Source organism: Paenibacillus sp. M2 (assembly GCF_046713495.1).
Classification (GTDB): domain Bacteria; phylum Bacillota; class Bacilli; order Paenibacillales; family Paenibacillaceae; genus Paenibacillus; species Paenibacillus amylolyticus_B.
In genome coordinates this window covers 3191927-3214735 of sequence record NZ_CP169648.1, presented here as the reverse complement: position 1 = coordinate 3214735, position 22809 = coordinate 3191927, and the positions used below count along the sequence as shown (strand labels likewise).

Here is a 22809-nt window from a genome sequence, read left to right as displayed (position 1 = left end):
CCCTCCCTATGAACGGCTCTTCCGCTTGGTCATGATGAAGGATGCAACGGACAACAGTATGATGATAATAAACAGACAAAATGCGATTGCAGCGCCGTAACCAAAACGAGTGCTCTGAAATGCGACATTATAGAGATACATAATGCTTGTCATAGCTGCCCTGTCAGGACCACCATTGCCATTGGTTAATGTAAATGGCTGATCAAAAATCTGAATGCCACCAATTATGGATGTGATCATCTGAAACAGAATAATTGGACGGAGCATTGGCACGATGATATGAATGAAAATATGTTTCTTTTTCGCTCCATCCATCTGGGCTGCCTCCAGTAGCGACGGATCTATCCCCTGAAGACCTGCGAGGTAGATGACCATGGAATAGCCAAAGTATTGGAAAAAGAGAATCGAAGACACAATCAGCCGCATAAACCACGGATCATTTTTCCAGTTAATTGGATCTTGTATGATTCCGGTTTGCACCAAAAAATGATTCAGTCCCCCGGATTGCCAGTCAAAAATCAGGCTGACAAGCAACCCAAGGGATGCAGCCGTTACGATATTCGGAAAAAAGTATACGGCCCTGAAAAAGTCCCGTCCTTTGAGCAGCTTATCATTCAAAATAAAGGCCAACACCAGGGAGATCGTCAGCTGCGGAACGACAGATACGCCCCAGATGAATAACGTATTAAACAAGGTTTTGTAGAACAACGGGTCTTGTAGTACGGCCACGTAGTTACCGATCCCTACAAAGTCAGGCGTCGTGATGCCATCAAAGTTGGTGAAACTGATATAGAGCGAATATAAAATGGGATAAAGCCCAAAAATGGTGAAAATAATAAAGAACGGAGCAATGAAGTAGTAGCCGTAATGGTCCTTGCGAATCGTTTTGGCAAACATGTTCTATCCCCCCAGTTATCATCGGATGTGTGATGTGTATAACCATCGCTTACTTCGAGGGCGTGTCTGAAAACTCCGAAGGAAGGTTTTCAGACACGTCCTAAGCTAATCCACTTCCAGCTCCGGAAATCTCAAGGTGACATCACGTTTGATTCGCTTTACGACTTCTTCCTTGGTCTGAATGTCCTTATTGAGATATAACTGGAGTACAATCTTGTAGATATCGTTGTTAATTGTGGCATCATATTTGGTTCGTTCGTATACAGGTACCCGTTTTGCAGCCTCCGAGAAAAACTCGAAATGCTTCTGTCCTCCCAAATAGGACGATGAGAGAGACGGTGCAAGTTCATCATTCACAACCATGTTGCTCGTGAAATAATCCTGTTCTTTCGCGAGCTCCGACAGAAAGTCGTGGTTAAAGTTATAGAACTCGATAAACTTCCAGGCGAGATCTTTTTTGTCACTTTTACTATACATCGCTATATAAGTTCCGCCTGCACTAAACGCTGAAGGACCCTGTGCCAAGCCCCATAAGCCTTCGGTATCCGGGGCATTTGCCTTGAACGTAAATTGCAGGGCCCAGGTTGCCCCGGGATAGAACATGACCTCTCCTTTTTGCATGGATGCAGCGTAACCGGCACTTCCATCATCATACTCGGCAAGCACTTTCCGCTCACGTGCTTCACGTACAAGATCGAGCACTTCCAAGTAGGTTGGATCGATGACGAGTTTGCCGTCCTTCACCCAAGGTATACCATCATATGAATTCGATATAGCATTCCAATTTGCCAATGCATGTACTTTATTCCCGCTTAGTTGCTGCACCTTCTCTCCAATCTCGAAGATTTTCTCCCATGTATCGATCTGTGAACCCACCTTCTCAGGATCATCGGTGCCCAGATATTTCTTCGCCAAATCCCGACGATAATAGATGCCCCCTGGTGTTCCCTGGTAACCTATCGCTCTGACATTTCCTTCACTGTCCTTTTCATTGGCCTGCACAAAAGCATATTGTTCCTGGATAAGTTCATTGGCGTTATACGGCGAAGCTGATAGATTCTCCAGATAAGGAACGTCAATCAGTTCTCGAATATTCGCATTTTCAATCATAAATACATCCGGAGCCTTCGAGGTCGTCTGTAGCGCAGATTTCAGCTTGGTGATATAGAAATTACCGGGGATGTTGACAAAGTTCACTTTGATGTCAGGATATTGCTGTTCGAATTTCTCGATGGCATATCCTGCTTCATCCGTAAAACTCCACACGGTAATCTCCTGTTGCTTGCTTTGATTGGATGGACTGAACTGACAACCAGCTAACAACAGTGCTGCACATACAAATACAATAGTTGGCTTAAACCACTTCTTCATAGGCCCCCTCCTTCAAAAAGGAAACGCTTACAATTTATTAGAGTATATTGATTTTGGAGAGGGCTTTCTCCACAAATATTGTGCATTACCCTCCATATTTTGTGATATTCGTACGGTGTTTTTTACGAAATTCGGAGGGTGTGCAGTCATTATATTTTTTGAAAAGACGGTTATAGGAGTTTACATTGTTGAAACCATGGCCGATCGCAATCTCCAGAATGGTATCCTGACGGAACAATAAGGCCCACTCTGATTTGATGATTCGAAAGTGATTCAAGTATTCCATCAGTGTTACGCCCTTAATCTCTTTGAACAGCTTGCAGACATGGAACTTGCTGAACTTAATATGTTCCGCCACCTGCTCCAGCTTGATCGGTTCAGCATAGTGCTCCTCCAGGTATTCACAGACCGATTCAAGAAATTCAAATTTTTTGGAGGAAGTACAGGGCCATCCTGAAGATGTTGATTCATCAGTGGTAACAGGCACGATGGTACGTAGTAAAAGTATGATGAGATCATATAATCTGGATACCATTAACCACCGATATCCCGGCTTCTGATTTTTCTTCTCGGTAATGATGACATCTATATAATGAGCCAGTTTGCTCTGACTCTCCGTATTTGAGGGAATAACTGTTGTTTTGTTAAAAAGTTGTCCGAGATCCTGAATTTCGGCTTCGGTCGTAAAACTTCCCGTTAACAATTCAAGGCGGAACAAGATAATGGTTAACTGTTCAGTCCCCGGAAAAAAGCAGTGCACATCCCCTGGTTTGATCAGCAGCACATCCCCTTTTTCCAACTCACACACGTGGTCGTTCACGCCAATTCTGGCGCTCTTACCATTGACAAGAATCAATTCAACTTCATCATGCCAGTGTGCAGCATAATTGAACTGATTTCCTGTGTGAATTACCCGAATGGGAAAACCTTCTTGCATATGACCTGTCTCCAAAAAAGTGGGTACGCCCATCGTATCACCCTCCATTTATTTCCAACGAAAAATACTCCTCGTATTTATATTATGCATTAATGGCTACTCTCCTTTCTTTTTAAGTATTTAAAATTCTATAGAATGAAAAAAACTCCTCAACTCAGGTTGAGGAGCCTAACAGAATCACGTTCCACGCATTGGATGTCCAGTGTATATAACGTCTCTACGATCTCTCCATTCAGCAGTTGGAAGAGAACATGACCTGCAAGCTGGCCTGCATCCCTCTTCGGCTGACGAAATGTGGTTAGTGGTGGATTCATATACTGAGATGCAGGTATATTGTCAAAACCAATTACGGATAACTGCTCAGGAATTGAAATATCATGCTCCCTGAAGGCTTCCAAGCCGCCGATTGCCATTTCATCATTAGCAAAAAAAACAGCGGAGGGCAACTCTCCTTCAAGCAGTTTCTTGGCTGCAATGTAGCCATCTTGCTTCATGTATTGTCCGCCAATTTTCCATTCGGGGTTCTCTTCGATGCCTGCCTCCTTCAAGGCTTTCAAATAACCTTGATAACGATGGAGATTACATTCCGATTGTGACGGACCACTAATATAAGCTATTGTCCGGTGACCTTTATCGATCAGATAACGGGTAGCCAAGTAACCGCCTTGCGTATCACTCATCAAAACCTTTACAATATGTTGAGCATCCAGATCCCGATCCATGACGACAATCGGAAATCCTGCTTCAGATGCTTCAATAAGCAATTGATCTTGAATATTCTGAGCGATAACAATAGCTCCATCAATTCTTCTTTCTCGGATGTATCGATGGGCTGTTGATTTCTCTCCACCCAACGAACTACATACAATCATATCGTATCCATGACTCATGACGACCGTTTCTATTCCGTTCACCAAATCCGAGAAATATGGACTGGACATGTCATGGACAATAACACCAATGGTTTGTGTACTATTTCGTTTTAATTCAGATGCAGGACCATGCCTAACGTAATTAAGTTGGCTCGCTGCCTCAAGTACTCGGAGTCTTGTCGGCTCACTTACATTGCCTTTATCGTTGAGTACACAAGATACAGTCGAACTGGCTACACCCGCCATCTTGGCTACATCTTTAATCGTTATCATCATATATACTCCTCAAACAAAGTTTCATCTGTTTAGTCCATTATGGCAGTAATACAGCAATACACACCGGACTGTTCACTAGCATTTTAACACGTCAGTCCAGTCATGTCTCTTTCCAAGGCATCGACTACGAAAAAACATATCAAAGAAACCGAGGTGCCTTCATGAGATTCAGTGAATATGTAATAGGTCAGCGCTACGAAACCACATCCTTGGCATTGTCCAAGAGCGATATTATCGAGTTTGCCACAATCTATGACCCACAGTACATGCACTTGGATGAGGAAAAGGCCAAGCAAGGCCGCTTTGGCAGTTTAATTGCTTCTGGCATGCAAACGATGAGTATCTCCTTCAAATTGTGGATTGAGGTCGGGGTATATGGAGAGCATGTCGTGGCGGGCACCGGAATGAATAACATTCAATTTCTGAAACCTGTCTTTCCGGATGATGAACTTCATGTCATTGCAGAAGTTATTGGACTGTCTCCCAGACGAAAAGGAAATGGGATTGTTACCGTGCTGCTGAGTACTTTCAATCAGAAGAATCAAAAGGTATTTCAGGCAGAATTAAGTGCATTAATCGATAATTAAGGGCTGCGAAAGGCCAAAAAAGAAGCCGCCAATGGGCGACTTCTCATGGATATATTGCGTTTTATAATATTAAGCGTTATACCCTTTCAATACCTTCCCCAAAATCTCTACACCCTTGACAATCTGTTCGTCTGACGGAGTTGAGAAATTAAGTCTGATGGCATTACAAGGGTCTTGCTCGTTCACCAGGAATGCATTTCCAGGTACAACTGCAACCCCTTGAGCTGCCGCTGTCTTGGCATAATCAAGCATGGGCACATGTGCTGGCAGATCACACCAGAGGAACAGTCCACCATCCGGTTGAGTATAGGTAATGGATTCACCCATATACTCTTGCAGCTTGTCCATCATCAATGTAGCTTTTCTCCGATATACCTCACGAATGCTATTAATGTGCCCCGCGTAGTCATAATCTGTCATGAACTTGTATGCCAGAATCTGTGGAAGCATGGCTGTATGTACGTCTTCTCCCTGTTTGGCAACAACCATCTTCTCTACCACTTCATGTGGCGCTTGTACAAAACCAACACGTAGTCCCGCCGACAAAATTTTGGAGAATGATCCAACATAGATGACCAGACCCTCATCATCCATAGACTTGATGGTTGGCACATCGTCTCCATTGAATCGAAGTTCTCCGTACGGGTTATCTTCCAAAATCATAACGCCATACTTCTTAGCCAGCTCGTATATGGCCTTACGTTTCGCAAGACTCGTTGTTACACCCGTCGGATTCTGAAAACTTGGGATCACGTAGATCAGTTTCACATTGGGCTCCGTCTGCAGCGCCTGTTCCAGCTTCTCGATATCCATACCGTCCATCTCCATCGGAACACCGGCAAGTTTTGCACCCGATGCCCGGAAGGAGTTCAGGGAACCAATAAAGCTTGGACTCTCACAGATAATCGTATCCCCTTCATTACAAAACACTTTACAGGCCAGTTCAATCCCTTGCTGCGCTCCAGATACAATGAACAATTGATCGGATGGTTTACCGGTATCAAAACCTGTCTTCAAATGTTGAGTCAATGCTTCCCTGAGGGGAACATATCCTTCCGTAATCCCATACTGCAGAGCTGTGACCGGGTCATGCTCCAGAATGGATTGAGTGAATGTGCGAATCGCCTCAATAGGAAAGGTTTCCGGAGCAGGATTTCCCGCGGAGAATGGAATCACATTTTGTCCCGAAGAAGCCTTCAGAATCTCACGAATAATGGATGGTTGCAGTGCTGCGATACGATTGGAAAATGAATAGTTCATCTTAAATAGTGCCTCCCGACATTTCATCTGACTTAGTTCTCTATCGTTACATTAGATTCTATTATACGAGCATTTCCCGAATTTCCAAACTGTCTCCACAAAATTAATGTTTATACACCAAAAAAGAGGCCGCCGTCAGCAACCTCTTTCGCATAAGTATTAAGCAAATTTCAGCCTATTAGCGCGCTGCGTTCATCTCGGATAACCGTGTGGCCTTCACAACATAAGCGGCTAGACCGGGGATCATCCGGGCCAGACCAGGATAGAATTTATTGGTTTTGGCAAAAGCCAGCTTTTGAATTCTTCTTGCGCGTCTGAGCAATTGAGTGAATTCACGGCTTGCTTCCAGTGTGTAATTACTCTGCCAATCGGCATGTTCAATATCGCCTTGCAGGTACTTGTCAGTCCACCTTGCACACAGAAGTGAAGAGCGAAGGGCAATGGACATTCCGTCTCCACATAAGGGCGGTATCATCAGCATGGCATCCCCAATATGCGGATATTGGGACCACGGTTCTGGAACATTGGACAGATGCAGCGGTGCAATCGACACTTGCGTTCCATCTACAGGTTTTCCTTCGGCTAAACGGGCTGCCAAACTCACGTTTGTTAGGGATGCCGCCTGTAAAATATCGTTTACAGACTTGCCACTTCCCTGAACGGTATCCAGTGTCAACAATGCGGCGACATTCACAATGCCATCCTCAATCGGGGAAATGCCCACGTAACCACCCTCGCAAAAATATAACTCTACCCGTGCGGGAATCTCTATCCCGCTGAAGTGGGACTTAACGCCAACGTATACGGTTTGGTCCCGCAGATCAGGTGCGGAAGCCATCCCACGCGGCTTTTTGGTCCCATGTGCCCCGATAACGGCTTTGGCTCTGTAACTGATCTGCTCATCTCCCTGTTTCACCTGAACCTCATAACTGGCATCCTCAAGCTGCTCGATACTCGTTATGGTCGCTTTGGTCAAAATCTGGGCTCCGGCCTCCAGAGCCTTCTGATGCAAAATCTGGTCCAGCTCATATCGACTTATGCCATATGCGAATCCCGGCAGCGGTGCTTCAATCACTCCGCCTTGTGGCATAACGATTTTGGCATGATCCATGGTACTGGGTTTCTTCGACTGGTCCAGAAGGTGAATGTCCAGAACCTCCAGCATCTCCTTGGTTTCGGGTGACATGAACTCACCGCAGGTTTTGTGCCGAGGGAACTCTTGGCGATCCAGCAAAAGGGTCCGATGACCTTTTCCTGCCAGTTGCATTGCACACGTACTACCGGCAATTCCGGCTCCGATGACAATCACATCTATGGATTTCGACACGTCAGATCACCTGCCTTTCGTGGGAATAACAACAGAATAACGGAATAAAGGCTTCCATTCATAAGTCATCGTATCATGATTGAGACGTTGTTTTAGTTCCTTCCAATCCCTCCCTGTAAAACCTTTGGCTACGGAAAGAGGCCCATCATGACGAATGTACCGATTGCGCGAGATCATCCGTGTAGTAATCCAGACCGCCTTATAGGATACGGGGTGGCGGTGAATATCATTAATGACGACACCATATCTGGATGCTCGCAGCATATGAGAAACCATATTAACCAGCTGATCTCCGTCAAAATGATGTACAAACTGGGAACCTGTCACGATATCTGCTGAAGCATCCGGCAGTTGTGTAAGATCGGCACGTTGTACCCGGACTCGGGGTTCGTGACGGAATAGTTGTCTCGCTTCCTCACACGCTTCTTCCGTCAGATCAACCAGCGTAATCTCCAGCTGAACGCCCTGACGATCCGCCCATTGCAGCAGTTTCTGGTTCACATCTCCTGAACCTGCCCCCACATCCAGCAGGGTCAGCTTATTCGGCTTACCGACTGAGTTCCACAACTTCTCTACACCAGCCAGAGTTGGGCCAGGTGCTGCAAATATTTTGTTAAGACGTCTCAGATGTCTTAGCGCTTCACGCAGCTCCTCCCCTCCCATAGAAAAGTCATCCATCAGTTCATCTTCCTTGGCCCGAATGGACAATGTTCTAAAAAAGGACATGATCTTGCTCCTCCATCACTGAAGTTAATGAGGGTACATAAGTGAATTTCATCAACTCTGCGGTGAGTCCCGGTCCAAATGCCATGGCTACACCATCTGTAGAGGATTGACCCTGTACCTTCATGTCCTCACGCATCGCATTCAGCACAAACAGAATGGTATTGGAAGATAAGTTACCATACGTTCTGAGGACATCCCTGCTATACTTTGTTTGCTCGTCTCGCAGTTTCATTACATTCTGCACAGAGTCCACAATCCCACGTCCTCCCGGATGAATGGCCCATAGTTCAGGAAGCTGTTCACTCTGCAATAAGAGACGCAGTTCCTCTTCCAGGTGAACACCTAACAGCTTTGGAATACGAGGGGATAGATACAGGTCATACCCCAGATTCCCCACCTCCCAGGTCATATCTTCAGTCGAATCCGGAAGAAGCACAGAATAACCCGTGCCCAGACTCAGAACATTCTTGTGCTGAGGTTCTGGTGTACCCACTACACAGGAAGAAGCAGCGTCTCCGAAGAATGAAGCTGCAAACAGCGCTTCCCGATCTTGTACGGGCTGAAAATGAATGGTACACAACTCTACACAGACCACAAGGACCTGTGATCCGGGAGCTCCCTGCACGACATCTCGCGCCATCTGAATGGCTTTCAACCCTGCGGCACACCCCTGAAAGATCAGCGGCAGTCGATTAACTCGGGCAGACAAACCCAAATGACGGATGAGCATAACATCAAGACCCGGCAGATATTGACCGGTGCAGCTGACCGTGATGATATGCGTGATGCTCTTTGGAGATACGCCTGAATCCTCTAGGGCTTTTTCTGCCGCTTCAATCCCGAGCGGAAGCGCCTCCCGCTTGTATGTATTCATTCGTTCTTCCGTTGTCGGGATGTCTGATCGCTCGCCAGAGGGCAGATATCGGCATTCTTCCAGTGAACCGAGATAGCTCGGTTCCACGGTATATCGCGTTTCAACACCACAGGACTTGAATATTCGCCTGGCAAAACGGGCCAAATCTGGCCGATCCTGAAGAGAAGAAGCGATTAGTTCTGCAATATCTGACTGTGCTACGGGGTGAGCAGGGAGAGCCGTTCCCATGCCAAGAATCGCGATATCGGATGGACTGTTATATTGGTTCATAATAAACCTCCTGGTATTGGTTATTATTACCTCTAATTAACACTCTTACCCTTAACGATATCGTTATAATCTCAAGAAGGCTCCTAATCCAGTTTATTAACACATCCGCAAGCTCAGAAGCTTGGTTTCACCAAGCCATTGAAGCAATCACACCAGTGAACGAAAAAAGCCGCCATTAGGCGACTTCAAGGTAACTTTTTAAACAACTTGCTCAAATGATATCTAACCACTTCTCAGTTCTTTCTACACGTCATTCTGATGTACTTTATTTGGAAAATGCTTCTCTGATCTTGTCACTCATCCGGTACCAGGCATCCTCAGCCATCTGGAGATCCCCAGAATGCGTAAATCCATGAGCGGCTCCCTCGTACTCCTTAAGCGTCACCTTCACACCGCTTGCTTCCAGCCTTGCTGCATATGTTCTTGCTTCTTGGGCCAGTGAATCTTTCTCCGCGGTAATAATCAATGCTTCTGGAAGTCCCTCTAATGAAGTTGCAAGCACAGGTGAAGCCAACGGGTCTTGCGCATCTTCTGGCGTTTCAAGGTACATGGCATTGAACGTTCTCGCGATATCGGCTGGAATGGCTTCTTCAAAACTAGGTTTCTCGGCCGGATCTGTAGCCACATCCAATACGGCATAATCGATAACCTGAAGTACAATCGGCAGCTCGCTTCCACGTTGCTGATTCAATAAACACACTGCTGCAGCAAGATTCCCCCCAGCACTATGCCCACCAATGGCGAATAGAGACGGGTTCACCGAGAAGGATTCCGGATTGCCGTGGACCCACTTTACAACGTCGTAACATTCATGGACCGCCGTTGGGAACTTGTGCTCTGGTGCAAGACGGTAATCGATATTAACAACCACACAATCAGATCGATCAGCGATCAAGCGACACCATGGATCATCCATCTCTGCTTGTCCGAGGATGAAACCACCCCCATGCATATTGAAGAAGACCGGCAGAGGAGCGGAATGGTCCCTATCCGGTGTATACACAAGTACACGTGTATCACCTTTAGTTGTAGGAATCATGACTTCTTTTACTGTGACAGCATACGTGGAACTGGGTTGAAGAGCTGCACCTGTACCGACGACATTTTGACGCATTTGTTGTACCATTGCCAGTTGTTGTTGTTGTTGATCCATATTTATCACTCCTTATTTGCATTAAGAATGAATCCGACAATCGGAAATTTGAATCATTCATTCTCCAATGAATTCAAGACAGTGATGTAATTTTCCTCCCCCACTGTCGTTGCCAGTCCACCTTCCGTTGTGACAGCATGTTCATGCGAAATATCAAGCTCCCCAGTTGTCTCACTGTTCGTTGGATGCGCTCCCCTGCTCCATACTTGAGTCCTTTTTCTTGTGGGACATCATTCTGACCCCCATCAGACAAAAGAAAACGCTGCACCCCATGCCGAACAAACTACTGGTTTTTAAAGCGAGAGGTGAGGCTTGCATGGTAAGTAGTGTCGCTTGTGTCACGACGATGGATACCATGGCATCGGTGAAGTTAATCATTTTCAATGTAGATATAATTGGGTTATGTAGATGACGATTAGCCCAGGTACCGTACACGGCAAAAGCAAGTTTGGTAAAAGCGACTATAGCTACGATATATACAATAAGTCCGCTATATATGAAGGCATCACCGATCAGATACATTCGCAGACAGACGATCGAATAGGACACGCCCAGAAAACATAGAAAAAGACCTCCGCGTTTATACACCGCAAGCTCCAAAGAATATCTTTCTTGGGGAGACGCCATCCCTTTGGCAACTTTATATTGATGAAGTACCTGGCCTTTGGCTATACACAGAATCAAATAATACACTGCATTTGTGATGAACCATCCGGAAAGGAGATATATCCCCAAAACTAGCTTGCCTATCCCAATCCAGGCATTGATAACAAGGGATGCAACGTTGAACAAGGCCGTTCGATCTTGCTTATTTCCAAGATAACGGTCCCATATGGGCTTCAAGTATGTCTTCATTTTCATAAGATATTCATTCTACTTGGCGAGCAGACCATTGGCCTTGATAAGAGCGAAATACCTCACGATTCGACCAGAGATTCCCGAACCCTTTTCGGAAGGGATTGGATAACCATATCATACGAGTGATCGATCATGACGTAGACATCCTCATTGGACAAGGAACCATCCAGCGTAATGGTATTCCAGTGTTTTTTGTTCATATGATATCCTGGTTGAACTGCTTCATGCTGCTCTCTCAGGTTCTCTGCAATTATAGGATCACATTTTAAGTTTAAGCGACAGTGCTTTTCCTTGTTTTCAAAAATAAGGGCGAACATCTTACCCGCAACCTTGATCGCGACTGGATCAGGCCCAAATGGATAATCCTTGATCGCACCTTTCTTCTTCAAACTGTATTCAATCATCGTATCCTTCAAGTCAGTACCTCCCCTTTCAAATTGAACAATATAATGATACCGAATGTAAGTTCGTATGTAAATAAGCTCTCTACACATACAATAAAACCTCCTCCATAAGATGGAGAAGGTTTTATCTGGGTTTATTTCGGTTTATTTAGGTCTTAATTGGCTCTATCATTCCTTGTTTTGCTACTGCGGCTGAATGAACCATTATTTGATTTACTGCTACTGCTGTTCGATCTGCTGCTACTGCTGTTTGATCGATTGCTATTGGATCTACCTTCGCTTGAACGACTGCTATTGGCTTTGCCACTCTTGGCAAACCACTCGGATTTCGGCTTGCGTGCCGGGTTCGCCTTGGACTTCGCCGGTTTGCCTGCAGCCGATTTGTTGAACGCAGGTTTACTGCCCGATGGTTTGCTGGTTTTCTCAAACACAGGTACACCTGTCATCGGATACGGATGACCTTTCACTTCAGGAATCGTCTTCTTGATTACTTTCTCGATATCCTTCAGGAATGGAAGTTCATCTTTCTCACAGAATGAGATGGCCATCCCGCTTTTCCCTGCTCGACCTGTACGTCCAATACGGTGAACATATGTTTCCGGAATGTTAGGCAGGTTAAAGTTAATGACATGTGACAGTTCCTCCACATCAATTCCTCTTGCTGCAATATCCGTCGCCACCAGTACTCGCGTAGCCCCACTCTTGAAATTGTTCAGTGCCCGTTGGCGGTCGTTCTGCGACTTGTTGCCATGAATGGCCTGTGCCGTAACATTCACTTTGGCCAAATCACGTGTAACCCGGTCAGCGCCGCGCTTCGTGCGTGTGAACACCAATGCCGTGACGATGGATTTATCCTCCAAAATTTGGTTCAACATAAGCTGCTTCTTGCCATTCTCCAACAAATATATAGACTGCTCAATGCGGTCTACGGTTGAAGATACCGGTGTAATTTCTACTTTGACTGGATCAACAAGCAATGTCTTAACCATTTTGGTGATCTCAGGAGGCATGGTCGCTGAGAAGAACAGCGTCTGCTTTTTGTTCGGCATTTTGGCAATGATTCGTTTCACATCATGAATGAAACCCATGTCCAACATCCGGTCTGCTTCATCCAGAACGAGAATCTCAACCATCTTCAGATCAATACGTTTCTGGTTAATCAGATCGTTCAATCTGCCAGGTGTTGCAATAATAATATCTGCACCTTGATTCAACGCACGCTCTTGTACTTTTTGCGAAACACCGCCAACGATTGCCGTACAACGAATGTCCGTATACCGGCTATATACCTTGATGTTATCCGCGATCTGAATAGCCAGTTCTCGTGTTGGTGTCAAAATTAATGAGCGAATATGTCGTGCCGACTTTGATCCTTGTCCTTTGGATCTTTCGCTTAATAATTGAATGATCGGCACCGAGAATGCTGCTGTCTTGCCTGTTCCTGTCTGTGCACATCCCAGCAGATCTCTGCCAGCTAATACAGCTGGTATGGCCTGTTCCTGTATAGGGGTAGGATTAGTATAGTTTGCTTTGCTTAACCCTTCCATAATAGAGGGGATAATATTTAAGTCCTTAAATGTCATGTTTTCTCCTTCATTTACGCACATCTATGAATAAGACGCATCTTTTATTTCACACGTAACGTATAAGGATACCATTAAAAACGTAATCTGTACATTATCTTTTTCATATTACTTTGTTTAACTGACCAATTTAAGACCGACTGCCGATCCGAGCACCATAGCGATAAACAGAATTCTTAGGGCATTTCGAGGTTCTCCATAAAACACCATGCCCAGAATAGCACCACCGGAGGCCCCGATTCCCGTCCATACGGCATATGCTGTCCCCATCGGAAGAGTTTCCATTGCAATGGACAGGAACAGGAAGCTTAAACCAAACCCGGCTACCAATAGAACCAGTGAAATGAGATTACGGTCTTTGTGCAACTTGTTTATCATAAGCACTCCGACCATCTCAAATACCCCTGCCAAGATAAGAAATACCCAGTTCATTATAGCTGCACCCCCTTATTCTTCTCTTTACTCAGCATTTTAAGACCAATTACGCCGAGTAAAAGTATACCAATGAGTATCATTTTTCCGGCTTGAACAGTTGCATCGAACAAAATAATCTCTGCTAATACAGTACCAGCGGTACCGAGGCCAACGAATACTGCATAGACCGTTCCCACGGGCAGTGTACGCGAAGCTGCAATCATCAAGGAGAAACTGATCAGAATGGCAACCAGTGTAAAGCTCCACTCCAGCAAACCGCTGGCATGTTTCAATCCAATGACCCACCCCACTTCAAACAACGCAGCAACCACAACCGACATCCACGTTTTATTCATACTGTAACACTCCTTCTCTACTACATTTTTTGTACAACCTGTAAGGGTTCATTAGCGAAAAACAAAAAAAGCCCGGGAAACAAACTGCACGTCGCAGTTCATCTCCCAGGCTTTTATCCCTCCGTGGCACAACCAACAGGTTGCGGGTTTTCTCTCGGACCAGACCGACACATCCATCGCGGAACCCTAGAAAACCTGTTTTTATTCTAATGTGACTCCAATTATACACACTTCCACTATCTTGGCAACCCCGTAAATGTGATCATGCCCTTTATTTGATAATCAAACCCATTAATCCAACAAATGTGGCGGCTTGATGTGGTGAAATCACACAACCGTTGAGATCTTCCATGGTCAGTACCAAGGAGTCAAATTCGCAATCGCTAAGATCCAAATCCTTCATTTTGGTCCCCGTTAAGGAAACTTGGTCGATGTTACATTGACCAAACTCCATTTTTTGCAGTGCCAGATAGGCAAAGTCCGCACCAATCAAGGTACATTCCGAGAAGGAGACCTGTTTCAAATGAGCAAAACGGAAATTGCTGTAGTCACCTAAACCATGAAGGAAACTGACATTTTGCAATCGACTATTGGAAAGATCAGTTCCGACAAACTTGCAGTGATGCCATTCGATCCGGTGCATGAAGGCACCAGAGAGATTGACATTGGAGAAGTCACAGTGTTCGAACCGGACATCGGTGAATTCAAATTGTTCCAAGGTAGACTCCGAGATTGTCACATGTCTAAATACAACATTTTCAAAGGAAACTTTACTCGCTTCCTGTTGATCCAGCATGATATTCTCGATCAGTTTGTGTTTGTACTCAACTTTGGATTCCAGGAATGCAATCGTTTCCGGTTCGAGTAACTGCTCCTGAATCTTGGGTTTGTCCATTTTCATATCGTATTCCCCGATTCCTTAATAGCTACGACTCGCAGTCGGCTTCTGTCCAGATACCATTGTCCATCCCGCATCAGTTGTGGCTGTACTTTTTTCTCTACAGCTTCCATAATAACATCCTGTTCCGCAGGTGTGATACCACTGAATAAATACTCCGCGAAGCTGTCCAACCACTTTCTGGCACCTGGCTTGAACGGGGTAAATTGGTCAACATGCTGGACCAGACTAACTCGAAATCCGTTTTGCTCCAGTAGATTAGCATATTCGCCAATGGTAGGGTGATACCATGGATTCCGACCTTCCCATTTGTATCCACGGGCATGCAGTTCTTCCCTTACCGCTCTTATTAATATAGCCGTGTTGCCATTTGCAGCAAACTCAGCCACGAATCGCCCGCCCGTCTTGAGCGCTGACTGTATTGATTGTACTACTGCCGGGGCATCCTTTATCCAATGCAGAACGGCATGAGAGAAGACAGCATCAAAAGGTTCTTCTGTCCGATAATGACAAGCATTTGCTACATGAATATTCATATCAGGGTATTTCTGTTTAGCTTGCCTAATCGTCTCTTCTGAAAAATCTATACCTGTTGGCAGCGCTCCTGCGACTGCAATTTTGGCTGTCAGATCCCCATTGCCACAACCCACATCAAGGATTCGTTCTCCATGGGACGGCTGGAGCAAGGATAAGATAGGTGTTTCCTGTAACGCTGTAAAAGGAGCAGAATGACCACTCCACGATTCGTTCGTCTGACCGGATGAATGTCCGTTGTTCATAGAATATAATCTCCTTCTCAATTAAGGATCTAATGTATCTATAATAACTTTAATATAAGAGAAGTGTCAATTCACTCAACAGATAACTATAAAAAAAGCCGCCGAATGGCGACTTTAACATTTAAGAATTGGGATCAACTGAGATTGCCAGTTACCGGATGCGACGCTCAGCTGTATATTGGACTTTCATGAACTGCCAGGCGTACATCGAAGAGCTCCAATGTATCTGACCTTTCCGGCCTTAACGACATCATGAAGAGCTTCCATGGTTTCCTCAATAGGAGTTGTATTATCCCATTGCTTTCCGGATGAAAGGTCGACTCTGCTCTTCATTCAGGGACCATGGAGCCATTTCGCGTTCCGGTACACCGTAACTCATACAACCTAGACATAATCTGGAGACATCCAGACCGGTACGTCCTAATTTCACATATTCCATATTTCACACTCTCCTTGAATTTGTTCTGTGAATGGATGTTGTCTCGACCTCTTCGGTAACTAGCTCTAACCAGCATGTGAAGTATATCTCTCGATGTACGGAATTTTCTTCAAACTTGATCTGTGATTCGAGCCTGTCAATCAATATTTGCCTCACATGGTTTGATAACCACTTCATCACCTTACTCACCCAACTTTTCGAATAAACTTTAATCGCTTGGCTCTGTTGATATACTCTTAGTATGCCGAGTCATGGACTGCAAGCGGTATATCAATCGTCTTAATTGATTGCCTGATCCTCTCAGGCCCACTTTTGGTTCTGTACGGTAAGCTTTATAATGTAAGCAGGTTAAATCCGTGAGGAGGATACGTATGACGGAAGAATCATTTCAACCAAAACAGGAATTGAGTGACCTGATTAAACGCCATTCCCACCATAACGGTGCAATGGAAACGGAGATTCCTTCCCTGTTTGTCTATCACCATTCCAAGATTAGCGAACCCGCATATAGAGTATATAAACCTTCATTTTGTGTGATTGTTCAAGGGTTGAAAGAAGTATTGCTCGCACAGGAGCGTTATGAATACGGACCTTCCAATTACCTGATTGCTTCCATGAATCTTCCGGTCATCGGGCAGATTATCACGGCATCCGCTGAAGCACCCTACTTAAGTCTCAAGCTCGAATTCACACCGAACCAAATTCTCGAAGTACTTAACGAATGCAATATCAAGGTAACATTCAACGAAAACGCCAGACGAGCCATGTTTGTAGGTCAGATGGAATCGTCCATTCAGGACGCTGTACTCCGACTTGTTCGTTTACTGGATACGCCGGGAGAGATTCCATTTCTGGCTCCGTTGTACGTTAAAGAAATCCTGTTCCGCCTCCTTCAAGGACCTTACGGAGGAGAACTCACGCAGATTGCGGTTGAAGGTAGCAGCACTTATCGGATCAGAGAAGCGATTGAGTACATCGTTCATCATTGGGAACAGCCATTTCGCATTGAAGATCTGGCTGAGACCGCCAGCATGAGCGTCTCTTCATTCCATCGTAACTTCAAAGAGATCACAGCCATGAGTCCATTACAATTCCAGAAACAATTAAGATTACAGGAAGCCCGGCGACTTCTGATGGCCGAATCTGCTGACGCGGCAGATGTAGCGTTCCGGGTTGGTTACGAGAGTGCTTCTCAATTTAGCCGCGAATATGCACGCATGTTCGGTGCGCCGCCTAGAGCCGATATCCGACGGCTGAAAGAGAAATATGACATGGCCTTGAGTGAGTAACCGAATATGCACTCTCTATCTCACAACTATCTCACAAAAGGTAAACCAAAAAAGGACAACCACAATGAGTTGTCCTTTTTTCAGTATCAGAATTCTGCGTAATTGCTTTTGGATTTATTCAAGCTACTCGTATTTATGAGAAGGAAATCGGAACTGTTCTCCTTAATTTTTGAACAAGATTAGACCAATACTTCGACCCGTTCTGGCACGTGGATCTCTTCGTGCAATAATTGAGTAATTTCACGAGTCAGTGCATCCACATTCTCTTGACGAGTTGCCCAGCTGGTACAGAACCGCACCGCACTGTGTGTATCGTCAACCTTTTCCCAGAAGGTGAACGTATAACCGCTGCGTAATTTCTCAAGCAAACAATCAGGTAGAATCGGAAACTGCTGGTTAGTTGGTGAATCGTACAAGAAACGTACTCCCTGTTGTTCGAGTGAATCATGAATTCTCAAGGCCATATCTACGGCATGGCGAGAAATATCGAGGTACAGACCATCTTCGAACAACGTTTCAAATTGGATACCCAGCAATCTGCCTTTGGCAAGCAGGCCACCTTTTTGTTTGATCATATAACGAAAATCCGGTTTCAGTGCATCATTCAGGATGACAACCGCCTCTCCCATCAATGCGCCAATCTTGGTTCCCCCGATGTAAAATACATCGCACAACCGCGCAAGATCAGCAAGTGTCATATCGCAATCTCGGGAGGCAAGTGCATATCCAAGGCGTGCTCCATCCACGAAAAATGGAAGACCACACGCTCTGCTGACTGCGTGCAAAGCTTGCAATTCTGCCTTGCTGTACATCGTTCCGTTCTCCGTTGGCTGAGATATGTAGACCATACCTGGCTGCACACAGTGTTCCGGCGACGACTCATTCATGTGCGCATCGTAGACTGCTCTAACCTGCTCAGGCGTGATCTTTCCGTCCTCGCTTGGAACTGTGAGTACCTTATGACCCGTTGCTTCAATAGCCCCCGTCTCATGAACCGCAATATGTCCTGAGCTCGCTGCAATCACACCTTGATAAGGACGCAAAATAGAGGCAATCACCGTTGTATTTGTCTGTGTACCGCCAACCAAAAAATGAACATCAGCCTGCTCGTTGTCACAAGCCTGACGAATAAGCATTCTCGCCCGTTCGCAATGCTCATCCGTACCATACCCGCTTGTCTGTTCCATGTTAGTTTCCATCAGTTTTTGTAAAATGCGATCATGCGCACCTTCGTTATAGTCACATTCAAATCGTATCATCGTGTTGTCTCTCCTGCCTTCTTGTTCAACTTCTCTTGTATGTTCATCATGGAGGTGTATACCTCTTGAATCTCTTCTTCATTGAGGTCTTGCATTAATTTCAGAATCTGTTGATCGGATCGATCATTCAATTGGGCATACAGTTCCTCACCCTTGGCTGTCAGACGAATCAGACTGACCCGGCTGTCGGCCGCAGAATTCACTTTCACCAGCAGACCTTCCTTGGACAGCTTGTTCACAATGCGGCTCATGTAACTGCGATCAATGGTCAATGTATCTACCAGATTGTTCGCAATGCTCTCCCCCCGAATTCCAATCTCAATAATGACTCGTACTTCTGCAAACGAATACCCTGTTCCGAGAATATGCTTGTCGAGTACACCAAGTATGTTGGTATAAAAACGGTTAAAACGTCGCATGTCAGCCAGAATATCTGGATTTATGTACTGAGAGTCGATGTCAAACCCTCCTTTTTAGTGGACATTGTCAACATTATAATAATCAGGTTAGTGGACGTTGTCAACATTATATTTTGTATAGCATTTATAACTTCATTAGTTACCCAAAAGAAAAAGCCGCGCATATGCGCGGCAAGGTTTAATTGATTTAGTTACTTTATCCAGATACTTAGTCACCTACTTAAGTTTCTAGGAATAAAAAAATCTGGGGATAACAGCGATCGGAAGGTTGTTCTGTCATCGGAGTACCCAGTGTAAATATTTTTTTGTTCATTTTATATGGATTAAGAGTGGCTGTATTGCACCTGATGAAGACGGCTATATATGCCTCCAGCGGCGACCAATTCCTCATGGTTACCCTGTTCAGCGATACCATCTGTGTTCACTACGATAATTCGATCCGCATTCTTGATCGTTGTCAATCGGTGTGCAATCACAAGTGTCGTTCTACCCACCGACAATTCAGCGAGTGATTGCTGAATAAGTGCTTCCGTTTCCGTATCCAGTGCAGATGTTGCCTCATCCAGAATAAGAATGGGTGGATTTTTCAAGAACATACGCGCAATGGATAACCGTTGCTTCTGTCCTCCGGACAGCTTGACTCCACGCTCACCAATGACCGTATCCATACCGTCCGGCAACGTAAGAATCAATTCCTCCAATGAGGCACGGCGAGCGGCATCCCAGATCTGTTCGTCCGTTGCACTCAGGTCACCATAAGCAATATTCTCCTTAATGGTACCCGAGAACAAAAATACATCCTGTTGAACAATTCCGATATGCTTACGCAACGATTGAAGCTTAACATCCCGAATGTCCACACCATCTACAGTGATCCGTCCCTCTTCTACCTCATAGAATCGCGGAAGCAGGCTACAAATGGTTGTCTTACCTGCACCTGACGGACCCACAAAAGCAACGGTTTCCCCTGGTCGAACAGTCAGACTGATATCATTTAAAATACGCCGACTGGATTCATATCCAAACGAGACGTTCTCAAAACGAATATCACCCTTCACACTTTCGAATTCCACGGCGTTTTTGTTATCAGCAATTTCAGGTTCTGTATCAATGATCTCCAGATAACGCTTAAAACCAGCGATGCCCTTCGGATAACTTTCAATGACTGCGTTAATCTTCTCGATAGGACGGAAGAAGATATTCGACAACAGCAGGAAGGCCATAAAATCACCCATATTAATTCTGCCGTCAATATAAAACCAAGCCCCGCTGATCATGACAAATACCGTAACCAGTCGCATCATCATATAACTGACCGAGATACTTTTTGCCATCGTTTTGTAGGCAAGCAGCTTGGTTTTACGGAAATTCTGATTGTCTACAGCAAAAAGCTCTTTCTCGTGTTCTTCGTTGGCGAACGATTGCACAACACGCATGCCACCGACATTGTCTTCAATGCGCGCATTGAAATTGCCGACGTCTCCGAAGAGTCTTCGATACGTCTTCGTCATACGGCCACCAAATACGATAATGACCCAAGCCATAATAGGGATAATGATAAAGGTAAGCAGCGCAAGCTCAAGATTAATGTTAGCCATCAACCAGAACGATCCGATTAATGTCATCACTGCAATAAACACATCTTCAGGTCCATGGTGAGCAACCTCGCCGATATCGTTCAGATCATTCGTGAGATGACCAATTAAATGACCCGTTTTGCGATTATCGAAGAACCGGAAAGACAGCTTCTGCAAGTGAGCGAACATCTTCTCACGCATGTTGGTCTCAATGTTAATGCCCAGCATATGTCCCCAGTATGTAACGACATAGTTCAATACCGTATTAAGTGCATAGATGGATAACAGCACAATACAGGCAAGCAAAATAAGAGGCCAATCCTGACCAGGCAACAACTCATTAATGAATTTGCTGACGGCAAGGGGGAAAGCCAACTCCAGAAGACCTGCGAGTACAGCACATCCAAAATCAATCAAAAACAGTTTTTTATAAGGACGATAATACGAGAAAAAACGACGAATCATACTTATTCACTCTCACTCTCCAGGTTCTTATTGGGAATTACATCTTCATTTTGCAGTTCGAAAAGATGGACATACTCATCGATGACCTGATCAATGGCTTTCAACTCCCCACTGATTATCGGGCGAATATGTTCGTACTCCTCCTGACCAAGTTGTCTGGCGAGCGTTGTTCTTCGATTCTGCATCTGTTCCAGAAATACAAGAATCCGGCCGCGACGGAATGTTTGCGCACCATGGCCCCGTTTTCCCTGTTGTTCACCATGTCCTCTGCCGCGTCTGGAGCGCTCTCCACGTTGCTCACTGTCACTCACATCACGTTTCGGACGTTCGCCTTGACGTACACTTCCATCCGATTCTTCAATCTGTCGATCTCTCATCCTGCCACCTCCATTGCGTGTATACATATGTATACGACGCATACATGTATACGATTGTATACGCGGTGACAAGGGGTGTCAACCTAAATTTTCCAATAAAGTAATTACGCATGTATGCTCATCACCTCTTTCAATAGAAAAAAGCCGCGATTTCGCGGCTTCTTTTGTTGACACACTCTACTCTATTTCACTCATAAATTTCCTATATTCTTGGACCATTTCTTTGGATCGGGTGTGATGCAAATAATGATCTCCCTCGAAAGTCATCACTTTTCCATGCACTGAATCTTTGACTTGCTCTTCATGCAAGGGTATCCATCCTTCCGTTTCAGTATCATTCGCTTGTAAGAAGAAAATCAACGGAAGATCTTTGGGGAAAGACAGGTTCTCAGTTGCTTTGAAGTTAGGACCAAAGTTTTCGCCTTCATTCAGGTTGTTCGGATTAAACGTATTTTTGAGTGAAAGTATTCGAATTTGCTCTCTGGTTTCATCATCAACATCAGGTGCAATCAGTTGATCAGGGGCCAGTTTCATTAACAAACGGTAGAATCCTGATTTTTTAAGCAGTTTGTACGTTTCAGTTGGGAATGGATCATCGTTACCTCCCTGCGTTGGGACACTGCTCTCGATGCCGACAAAGGAAGTTACTTCGTTTGCATATTTGTTCACATAATCCAGACCGTATATCCCTGAAATGGAGTGAGCCATGAGCGTGTAACGTTGAATACCAAGTTGCTGTAATGCTTCATGAATTTCACTAACCATATTTTCCGTAGTACGCTCTTTTTCAGTAATGTCACTTAATCCATAACCGAAAGGCTCAATGACAACGACTTTGTAAAATGGAGATAGCTCATCGATGAGCGGTTTGAAATCAAGGGCTGGGGCGGGTGTTCCATACCCAGGAAGCAATACCACCGTTTCTTTGCCTTTTCCTTGAATCAACACATTCATGTTTTTGCCATCAACCGCTACAAACTGGCCATAAGGTTTTATCTTCCCTTCCTCCGATTTGTTGCTAACCGCATTAACAATAAAGACAGTCGCAATAAATAATGCAAAAGCGATAACGATCGCACCGAATATTTTGAGCAAAATGATTAATATTTTTTTCATCATGATGGTTCTCTCCTGTTGAGTTA

At 44.9% G+C, this 22809-nt stretch carries 23 protein-coding genes, 1 pseudogene and 1 riboswitch; of the genes and pseudogenes, 2 read left to right on the top strand and 22 right to left on the bottom strand.

Going from position 1 to position 22809, the window contains the following annotated elements:
* Positions 1 to 6: 6 nt before the first annotated feature.
* The 4 genes from ACETMN_RS14715 to ACETMN_RS14700 all read right to left on the bottom strand — a co-directional run bounded on the left by ACETMN_RS14715 (position 7) and on the right by ACETMN_RS14700 (position 4350).
* Positions 7 to 897, bottom strand: a complete 891-nt coding sequence (locus ACETMN_RS14715; protein WP_091016465.1) for a carbohydrate ABC transporter permease — start codon at positions 895 to 897, stop codon at positions 7 to 9.
* Between the two features lie 105 nt (positions 898 to 1002).
* The gene (locus ACETMN_RS14710; RefSeq protein WP_091016467.1) at positions 1003 to 2268 is read right to left on the bottom strand and encodes an ABC transporter substrate-binding protein; all 1266 of its coding nucleotides are present in this window, start codon (positions 2266 to 2268) and stop codon (positions 1003 to 1005) included.
* Between the two features lie 85 nt (positions 2269 to 2353).
* A complete protein-coding gene (locus ACETMN_RS14705; protein ID WP_188310548.1) occupies positions 2354 to 3238 on the bottom strand; it encodes a helix-turn-helix domain-containing protein in 885 nt (294 codons plus the stop codon).
* A 116-nt stretch (positions 3239 to 3354) separates the two neighbouring features.
* The gene (locus ACETMN_RS14700) at positions 3355 to 4350 is read right to left on the bottom strand and encodes a LacI family DNA-binding transcriptional regulator (protein WP_091016470.1); all 996 of its coding nucleotides are present in this window, start codon (positions 4348 to 4350) and stop codon (positions 3355 to 3357) included.
* Positions 4351 to 4514: 164 nt separating this feature from the next.
* Here ACETMN_RS14700 and ACETMN_RS14695 point away from each other — a divergent pair, with 164 nt between their 5' ends.
* Positions 4515 to 4940 carry a MaoC family dehydratase gene (locus ACETMN_RS14695; RefSeq protein WP_411736287.1) on the top strand — a complete coding sequence of 142 codons (426 nt, stop codon included), beginning with the start codon at positions 4515 to 4517 and terminating at the stop codon, positions 4938 to 4940.
* Positions 4941 to 5009: 69 nt separating this feature from the next.
* Here the strand turns inward: ACETMN_RS14695 and ACETMN_RS14690 are convergent, their stop codons facing one another.
* From ACETMN_RS14690 to ACETMN_RS14630, 13 genes and pseudogenes are all read right to left on the bottom strand, one after another.
* Positions 5010 to 6200: a PLP-dependent aminotransferase family protein gene (locus ACETMN_RS14690; protein WP_091016474.1), complete on the bottom strand. Its 1191-nt coding sequence runs from the start codon at positions 6198 to 6200 to the stop codon at positions 5010 to 5012.
* A 178-nt stretch (positions 6201 to 6378) separates the two neighbouring features.
* Positions 6379 to 7527 carry an NAD(P)/FAD-dependent oxidoreductase gene (locus tag ACETMN_RS14685; protein WP_411736286.1) on the bottom strand — a complete coding sequence of 383 codons (1149 nt, stop codon included), beginning with the start codon at positions 7525 to 7527 and terminating at the stop codon, positions 6379 to 6381.
* A gap of 6 nt (positions 7528 to 7533) precedes the next feature.
* A complete protein-coding gene (locus ACETMN_RS14680) occupies positions 7534 to 8253 on the bottom strand; it encodes a methyltransferase domain-containing protein (protein ID WP_411736285.1) in 720 nt (239 codons plus the stop codon).
* Positions 8240 to 9397 carry a type III polyketide synthase gene (locus tag ACETMN_RS14675; RefSeq protein ID WP_411736284.1) on the bottom strand — a complete coding sequence of 386 codons (1158 nt, stop codon included), beginning with the start codon at positions 9395 to 9397 and terminating at the stop codon, positions 8240 to 8242. Before ACETMN_RS14675 ends, ACETMN_RS14680 begins: the two co-directional genes overlap by 14 nt.
* A 265-nt stretch (positions 9398 to 9662) precedes the next feature.
* Positions 9663 to 10550 (bottom strand): alpha/beta hydrolase, encoded by an 888-nt coding sequence (locus ACETMN_RS14670; RefSeq protein ID WP_411736283.1) that lies wholly within the window; start codon positions 10548 to 10550, stop codon positions 9663 to 9665.
* 171 nt (positions 10551 to 10721) lie between these two features.
* Positions 10722 to 11411 (bottom strand): hypothetical protein, encoded by a 690-nt coding sequence (locus tag ACETMN_RS14665; protein WP_091016482.1) that lies wholly within the window; start codon positions 11409 to 11411, stop codon positions 10722 to 10724.
* Between the two features lie 56 nt (positions 11412 to 11467).
* Complete coding sequence (locus ACETMN_RS14660) at positions 11468 to 11824, bottom strand: MmcQ/YjbR family DNA-binding protein (protein WP_411736282.1); 357 nt, start codon at positions 11822 to 11824, stop codon at positions 11468 to 11470.
* Positions 11825 to 11967: 143 nt separating this feature from the next.
* Positions 11968 to 13395: a DEAD/DEAH box helicase gene (locus ACETMN_RS14655; protein ID WP_105598631.1), complete on the bottom strand. Its 1428-nt coding sequence runs from the start codon at positions 13393 to 13395 to the stop codon at positions 11968 to 11970.
* 117 nt (positions 13396 to 13512) lie between these two features.
* Positions 13513 to 13827, bottom strand: a complete 315-nt coding sequence (locus ACETMN_RS14650; RefSeq protein ID WP_105598630.1) for a DMT family transporter — start codon at positions 13825 to 13827, stop codon at positions 13513 to 13515.
* A complete protein-coding gene (locus ACETMN_RS14645; protein WP_411736281.1) occupies positions 13827 to 14165 on the bottom strand; it encodes a DMT family transporter in 339 nt (112 codons plus the stop codon). Before ACETMN_RS14645 ends, ACETMN_RS14650 begins: the two co-directional genes overlap by 1 nt.
* A 100-nt stretch (positions 14166 to 14265) precedes the next feature.
* Positions 14266 to 14366, bottom strand: a riboswitch (guanidine-I (ykkC/yxkD leader).
* Positions 14367 to 14436: 70 nt separating this feature from the next.
* Positions 14437 to 15066, bottom strand: a complete 630-nt coding sequence (locus ACETMN_RS14640) for a pentapeptide repeat-containing protein (protein WP_411736280.1) — start codon at positions 15064 to 15066, stop codon at positions 14437 to 14439.
* A complete protein-coding gene (locus ACETMN_RS14635) occupies positions 15063 to 15842 on the bottom strand; it encodes a class I SAM-dependent methyltransferase (protein WP_105598627.1) in 780 nt (259 codons plus the stop codon). The genes ACETMN_RS14640 and ACETMN_RS14635 overlap by 4 nt, the downstream gene beginning before the upstream one ends.
* 163 nt (positions 15843 to 16005) lie before the next feature.
* Positions 16006 to 16281, bottom strand: a pseudogene (locus ACETMN_RS14630) (aldo/keto reductase); the annotation flags it as partial.
* A 371-nt stretch (positions 16282 to 16652) separates the two neighbouring features.
* Between ACETMN_RS14630 and ACETMN_RS14625 the strand changes: the two are divergent.
* A complete protein-coding gene (locus tag ACETMN_RS14625) occupies positions 16653 to 17570 on the top strand; it encodes an AraC family transcriptional regulator N-terminal domain-containing protein (RefSeq protein WP_411736279.1) in 918 nt (305 codons plus the stop codon).
* A 179-nt stretch (positions 17571 to 17749) separates the two neighbouring features.
* Here ACETMN_RS14625 and ACETMN_RS14620 read toward each other — a convergent pair whose 3' ends face one another.
* The 5 genes from ACETMN_RS14620 to ACETMN_RS14600 form a co-directional block, all read right to left on the bottom strand.
* A complete protein-coding gene (locus ACETMN_RS14620) occupies positions 17750 to 18829 on the bottom strand; it encodes a threonine aldolase family protein (protein ID WP_091016499.1) in 1080 nt (359 codons plus the stop codon).
* Positions 18826 to 19248, bottom strand: a complete 423-nt coding sequence (locus tag ACETMN_RS14615; protein ID WP_091016501.1) for a MarR family winged helix-turn-helix transcriptional regulator — start codon at positions 19246 to 19248, stop codon at positions 18826 to 18828. Before ACETMN_RS14615 ends, ACETMN_RS14620 begins: the two co-directional genes overlap by 4 nt.
* A 323-nt stretch (positions 19249 to 19571) precedes the next feature.
* Positions 19572 to 21290, bottom strand: coding sequence for an ABC transporter ATP-binding protein (locus tag ACETMN_RS14610; RefSeq protein WP_091016502.1), 1719 nt, complete (start codon positions 21288 to 21290; stop codon positions 19572 to 19574).
* 2 nt (positions 21291 to 21292) lie between these two features.
* Positions 21293 to 21667 carry a hypothetical protein gene (locus ACETMN_RS14605; protein WP_091016503.1) on the bottom strand — a complete coding sequence of 125 codons (375 nt, stop codon included), beginning with the start codon at positions 21665 to 21667 and terminating at the stop codon, positions 21293 to 21295.
* Between the two features lie 177 nt (positions 21668 to 21844).
* Positions 21845 to 22786: an alpha/beta hydrolase gene (locus tag ACETMN_RS14600; RefSeq protein ID WP_341073104.1), complete on the bottom strand. Its 942-nt coding sequence runs from the start codon at positions 22784 to 22786 to the stop codon at positions 21845 to 21847.
* Positions 22787 to 22809: the final 23 nt, after the last annotated feature.